Origin of the sequence: Ilumatobacter sp. (assembly GCF_049588435.1) — a bacterium.
In the GTDB taxonomy this organism is placed as follows: Bacteria; Actinomycetota; Acidimicrobiia; order Acidimicrobiales; family Ilumatobacteraceae; genus Ilumatobacter_A.
In genome coordinates, this window is the sequence record NZ_JBAVYV010000219.1 from 1 (window position 1) to 6,238 (window position 6,238).

At 65.0% G+C, this 6,238-nt stretch carries 5 protein-coding genes; 4 read left to right on the plus strand and 1 reads right to left on the minus strand.

From position 1 onward, the window contains the following. From WBV89_RS08385 to WBV89_RS08400, 4 genes are all read left to right on the plus strand, one after another. A partial coding sequence (locus WBV89_RS08385; RefSeq protein WP_423980880.1) for an FG-GAP repeat domain-containing protein occupies window positions 1-650 on the plus strand: 650 nt, incomplete at its 5' end. A 149-nt stretch (window positions 651-799) separates the two neighbouring features. Beyond that, window positions 800-3,037 carry a glycosyltransferase gene (locus tag WBV89_RS08390; RefSeq protein ID WP_423980881.1) on the plus strand — a complete coding sequence of 746 codons (2,238 nt, stop codon included), beginning with the start codon at window positions 800-802 and terminating at the stop codon, window positions 3,035-3,037. Next, a complete protein-coding gene (locus WBV89_RS08395) occupies window positions 3,034-3,480 on the plus strand; it encodes a hypothetical protein (RefSeq protein WP_423980882.1) in 447 nt (148 codons plus the stop codon). The genes WBV89_RS08390 and WBV89_RS08395 overlap by 4 nt, the downstream gene beginning before the upstream one ends. Window positions 3,481-3,486: 6 nt before the next feature. Next, a complete protein-coding gene (locus WBV89_RS08400; protein ID WP_423980883.1) occupies window positions 3,487-4,371 on the plus strand; it encodes a class I SAM-dependent methyltransferase in 885 nt (294 codons plus the stop codon). Window positions 4,372-4,379: 8 nt separating this feature from the next. On the opposite strand, the gene WBV89_RS08405 is transcribed toward WBV89_RS08400, so the two are convergent. After that, complete coding sequence (locus WBV89_RS08405; protein WP_423980884.1) at window positions 4,380-6,002, minus strand: ArnT family glycosyltransferase; 1,623 nt, start codon at window positions 6,000-6,002, stop codon at window positions 4,380-4,382. Between the last annotated feature and the right edge of the window lie 236 nt (window positions 6,003-6,238).

Below are 6,238 nucleotides of genomic sequence, written 5' to 3' on the forward strand. Positions count from 1 at the left end.
GGGTTGCAGGGCACCGCGAGGTCGGGCAGACCGCGTGTCCCGGCGGGGGATTCTTTCCGCAGCTGCAGTCGATCGCCCAGAGCACGCAACCGACCAGCTTTCCGACGAATCCGGCGACCTCGAGCACCACGGTGGGCGCGCTGCGGTTCGGAGACTTCGACGGCGACGGGGTCACCGACGTGTTCTCGACGTTCGGCGGCAAGTGGTGGTACTCCTCGGGCGGCTCGACCGCCTGGATCCCCCTGAACACCTCGGGCGCCACGTTCGACCAACTCAGATTCGGCGACTTCGACGGCGACGGCGTCACCGACGTGTTCTCGACCTTCAACGGACGCTGGCTGTACTCCTCAGGCGGCCAATCCGCATGGATCACCCTGGCGAGATCCAGCGCGAAAGTCGACACCCTCGGATTCGGCGACTTCAACGGCGACGGCGTCACCGACGTGTTCTCGACCTTCAACGGACGCTGGCTGTACTCCTCAGGCGGCCAATCCGCATGGATTCAGTTGAACACTTCTGCCACCACTCTCGACCGATTGAAACTTGCCGACTTCGACGGGGATGGGCTCACCGACGTGTTCTCGGGATTCGGTGGCCGCTGGTGGTATTCCTCCGGCGGGACGTCGGCATGGTCGCTGTTGCGGTCGTAGAGGATTGCGTCTCCCGGCGACGTCGAGAATCTGATTCGGGTGGTGGTCTCGAATGCGACAGGGCACGACCGTCGAGATCGTCTGATCCGGCCGTCCTCCATGCGGCCCCGGCCTGCCGACGTTGACCGAATCGATATGGTCCTATTCCGATGATTTCGAAGTGTGATGCGGCGGTTCCGGAACTCAGCGATTCCTGTCTCGTCGTCGACGGAGGCGATCCGGAACTGACCGACGCCCACATCCACCGGATCGCCGGCCACTGGCGGTCGCAGCGGGAGATCATCGTCACCGGTGTCGACCGACCCGGCCCTCATGGCGTCGCACTGTCCATCGCTGCGGCTTGCTCGGGCCGGATCGTCATCGAGCCGGACCGGCGCCACGGCCTTCGCTGCGCGACGATCGTGCCCGCCACCGAGGTCGCGCCGCCCGAGCCTCTCCCCCACCCCCCACGTCCCGCAAACGTGCCGGCGCGGATGATGGTCGGTCCTCCCCCCTCGGTCGCCAATGATCATCGAGAACGAACTCGCCATGCCCGCGGCGGTCCCATCCCCTCGACGCCGGTTTCGATCGTCGTCACCGTCGACGACGACCGGCGAACGTCCCTCGGCCGCACGCTCGCGTGTCTGACCCAGCAGACCTACCCGCGGGAGTTGATCGAGGTCATCGTCGCCGACAGCGGCAGCTCCGAGCAGTCCGACGAGGTGCTCGACGGATTCCGAGCACACGTCGGTGGGGTGCGCCACGTCCGCCAAACCGACGGTTCCCGGATCCGGACGCGCAACCTCGGCATCCGGGCTGCGTCCCACGAGAACGTGCTCCTGCTGGCCTGCGACATGGCGCCGACACCGCGGCTCGTCGAACTCCATGTCCGCCACCTCGAGGCTTTCCCGAACGCGATCTACTGCGGCCATCAGCGACGTGTCGACGCAAACGATGTCACGGGCGAAGCCATCCACCGCTCGATCGAGCCGATGCTGGCGCTGCCGGACGCTGGGTCCGCGGACGAGCAGGTCGACGCCGGTGAGTCGGCCTCGACGAACGATTGGCGCCTCGCCATCGCTGCGTCGACCGCAGATCTCCGATTCGAACCACATCCGTTCCGCGTCGTCCAGGGAGACAACCTGAGTTTCACCAGGAGCCTCTTCGACATCACCGGGGACTTCGACGAGCGCTTCACCGACTGCACATCCGCAGACGTGGAGTGGGGCTTCCGAGTCTGGAATCGCGGGTTCTACATCGTTCCACTGATCGACGCGTGCGGTCTGCGGCAGGTGTCGCCGACAGATTGCATCGGGACCGATCGGGAACGGACCCCGGACCTGAGCCCACCGACGCTCGTCGATCTCTGCCCGGTGCAGTTTCGCCCGGCGAACCCCGACGGTGGATTCACGGTGCCGCTGGTCTCCATCTACATCCCTGCGTACAACGCCGAAGACACGATCGTCGACTCCGTGCAGAGTGCGTTGGACCAGACGGTGCAAGATCTCGAGGTGTGCGTCGTCAACGACGGATCGACCGATGCAACCCTCGAGCGCCTGACCGAGCACTTCCGCGATGACCCTCGCGTACGAATCGACGACCAGGAGAACGGCGGAATCGGTTCTGCATCGAACCGTGCCGTGCGCATGTGTCGCGGTGCTTTCATCGGCCAACTCGACGCCGACGACGAACTGACGCCGGATGCGGTCGAGCTGATGCTCGCGCCGATGCTTCGAGAAACCCGAATCGGTGTCTCGTATGGCTCTTTCGTCAAGATCGACCCGGCCGGCAAGCTGATCGGCGATGCGTACGTGGTCCCGCGTTACAGCCACTTCACAATGCTGCACCTGATGATCGTCCATCCCTTCCGGCTGTTCCGAGCACGCGACTGGCACCGCACCGTCGGGTTCGCGGAAGACCTCCGCAACGCCGTCGACTACGACATGTACCTGAAGATGTCGGAGGTCACCGAGATGGTGCACGTCGACGAGCGGGTCTACCGGTACCGGATCCACGATGCCAGCACGTCACGGAAACACCAGGCGTCCCAGCACCGCAATCACGCGATCGTCGTCGGGCGAGCACTCGAGCGCCGTGGACTCGCAGCGGCCTGGGCAATGGAGCCGCTCGATCCCGACGACCCCCGCAAGTATCGTTTCGTGGAGACCGAGGTTGCTCGACAACGGTCCGCGTTGCCCACCGCGCGAATCCGTGTCGTCGGTGCACCGGACGACATCGAGCGAAAGGTACTCTCCGGGTTCCCCGGCTGGAGACGCGAAGCGGATGTCGACACCTCGACCGGTGTCCTCACGAGTCCCCGGCTGTCGCCAGGGAGAACACCACGGTTCGTCGGAGTACTCCGCTCGGCACTGGGTGACACGAACGCAGAAGTGGACATTTCAACGTGAAGCAACTCTTTCGACAGCTCACCGGCAACGGTCGCCAGATCGCGGCGTGGTATGCGTCCCCGACGGGACTTGTCTCGGCGCTGGCGCTGCTGGTCGTCCTCGCTCTTGCGACGGCCGGACGCGCGGGAGCGGCGGTGTGGGTTCTCGTCTCGTGGCTCGCCGTACTCCTCCCGTACAAGTTCGCTCGCGAGCGGGCGGAGCGAACGAAAGAGGCCGCTCGTGTCGCTCGGCAGCTCCGCCGGGTGGAGGCAGACCTGGCCGCGACGCCGACGATCGCCGAACTCACCGAGTGGCAGGAAGCGGTGGAACGGCAGTCGACGGGTCTGCTCGCAAAGGTCGCTTCCCTCGACCAACTGCGGGAATCGCTGAGACTCCAACGTGAGATTGCTGCCGGGCGGCCGAGTGATCATGGACCCACCGATGCCCCCGAACAGCTGAGCTGAGGATCGATGACGACACCCGCTGACCTCCGGGCGGATTTCAACCAGTTTTCAACGTCGATTCTCGACCCCGAGCGTTTGGCACAGATCGCAGCAGCAGCTGAGGTGCGCCGCGACTGGCTCTCGGCGACGGTGGAGACATCGATCGCGGAGTCACGCCACACGCTGCACGTCATCGAAAACCACCTCGACGCTGCGGACCGGTTGTTGGAAGTCGGGTCGGGTTTGGGGATCACGTCGGCGTTTCTCGCAGCTTCGGGCTTCGACATCACCTCGATCGAGCCTGGTGGCCCGGGTTTCGAGCGCCATCAACAAGTCAATCCGCTGTTGAGAGCGTCATTGGGGATCGACCACCCGCACCACTTCGTGGCCGTTGAAGATGTGGACCGCGCGGACATCCGCGGTGCCTTCGACCTCATCTTCTCCAACAACGTGATCGAGCACGTCGACGACGTCACCCGCGCACTCACGACCCTGAACGAGATGTTGAAGACCGGTGGCATCATGATCCACCACTGCCCGAATTACCGTGTTCCCTACGAACCACACTTCGGAATCCCGTTGCTGCCGTGGAGACCTGCCGCGACGGCAAAGTTTCTGCCCGAGCGGATCAGTTCTTCGGGGCTCTGGGCTTCCCTCAACTTCGTCACCACACGGACGGTGACCGACGTCGGCGAACAGTGTGGTGCCGGCGTCCAATTCGAGCAAGGAGTGCTCGCCGACGCGTTCGCCCGGCTGCGCGAACCGGAGTTCGGCGAGCGCCATCCCATCCTGCGGCGCTTCGCGGCGGGGCTGTCGGTGATCGACCCCGTGGTCCGCCGGATTCCGGCCTCGTGGTCCACCCCGATGACGTTCACCTGGCAACCGCCGAAACCGACCGGAAGCCGGACCTGATCGAGCGGTCACTCAGCGCTGAACGACGGGCAGCTCCGATCGGCGACACACGGCTCGACCACGTCGAGAATCATGTATCGACCTCGCTGCCCCGGCTCGCCAGCCTCGTCGAGGCGTTCCCCGAAGAGATCGTCCTGATCGGTCAACTCGCTGAGGTCGGGCTGACGAATCGCCTGCTCCACGAGCATCACGGCAATCGGAGAGTCCGGTGGGATGCCCAAATCCCACCGGTCGACGACGGCGTCGATCGTGACCGCCAGCGAGTCGTGCGCCTGCGGCAGATCCCAGTCGAGAAATGGCGAGATTCGGCACTGGGAGTAGTAGCCCGCCTGCGGCGTGAACCGAGAGATCAGCACGCACTCGTCTCCGAGCTGCTGCCGGGTGAGGAGGCTCGCAGACCGAAGGTTGCTGTATGCGACCTCATACTTGTGGTGCTCGGCGCGCACGTCTCGCCCGACGTCCACCGCCAGCACGACGAAGACCAACGCTGCGCCCGCGAACGCAATGCGTGCGGCCGGGAGACCACGATCGCGACCCCACGCGATCGCCAGGCGGAACAGCCAATCCCATCCCGACGCAGCCAGGATCGCCCAAAAGGGAACCGTCAGGCTCAGGTAATTGGGAACCACCAGCCCGACCGTGGCAACGATCGACAGAACAGAGATCGTGCCCGCGACGAAACCGAAGATCACGACTCGCCAGCCTGAGCGCTGCACGACCACCGACACCGCTGCCAGCACCACCCCGACCAAGAAGAGGACGCCGACGGCCTTTGACCACATCTGAGCGCTGTGGCCAGACCACGGATTGATGACATGGATGAGGTCCGACAGCCCCGTCGAGAAGGTGAACTCGTTGCGTCCCACCAGAACCCTGTTGGCACTGGACGGCGAGGCGCCGTTGAGGGAGAAGGTGTCCGTGAGCACGATCAGTGCCACGACCAGGGCTGTGCCCACGGCCAGGACAGCCGACTCGGCCACGAGCCGCCAGTTTCGCGCTGACACCACGTTGGGCGCCGCTACCACAGCCATGCCGACGAGACCGGCAGCGATCATGAACGGCGCGCCGAAGCGGCTCAATGTGGACGCGAACGTGGCGAGCGGCACGACCAGATACGACCATCGGAGGCGTCCCGCATCCACGTCACGCAGGTAGAAGACGACCGCGATCATGGCGAATGCCGCACCCGGAGTGTCGGCCAGCAGCGTGGTGGACGTGAACACAAACCCGAACGACAACACGAGGAGCGCGGCTGCCATCGCTCCCACCGACCAATGTGCGAGACGTCGCCCCAGCAACGCAGTCGCCACCACGATCAGCAGACCGAGCAACATCGCGAACGCTCGTGCGGTGGTCACATGAACACCGATGACCCGACCAATACCCGAGAGCATCAGCGGCAACCCTGGCGCTCGATAATCACGCCAGTAGTCGCCGGACAGGAACGTCCATCCGTCGAGCAGGTCCCTCGACCGCAGCGCATAGACCGACTCGTCGTGTCCGAGTGGCGAGCGCACGGCCAGCGCAGGAATCGTGACGGCGAGGAAGACGACTCCGGCGATCACGCTGGCCACCATCAGGCGACGGAACGAGCGATCTGGCTTCTGGGCGGCCCGTGTCGTCGTACTCACCAGAAGGTCACCGTATCCGCCGCACGTCTGCCTGAGTGGTCGCACGATTTCTGGTACCAGCACGTTCAACGCTCGCCGTCAGACCGTTACGCTCAACGCCCTGGGGATCGTGCCCAGCCCGGCGAATGCCCGGCACCGTGAACCAACGCACGAAAGGTCACTCCCATGGATGCTCGCTCCGAAGCTGAGCCTGAGAACACGTCCGGGCTGCGCTCGGTGTTGTCGCTGGCCCCGGC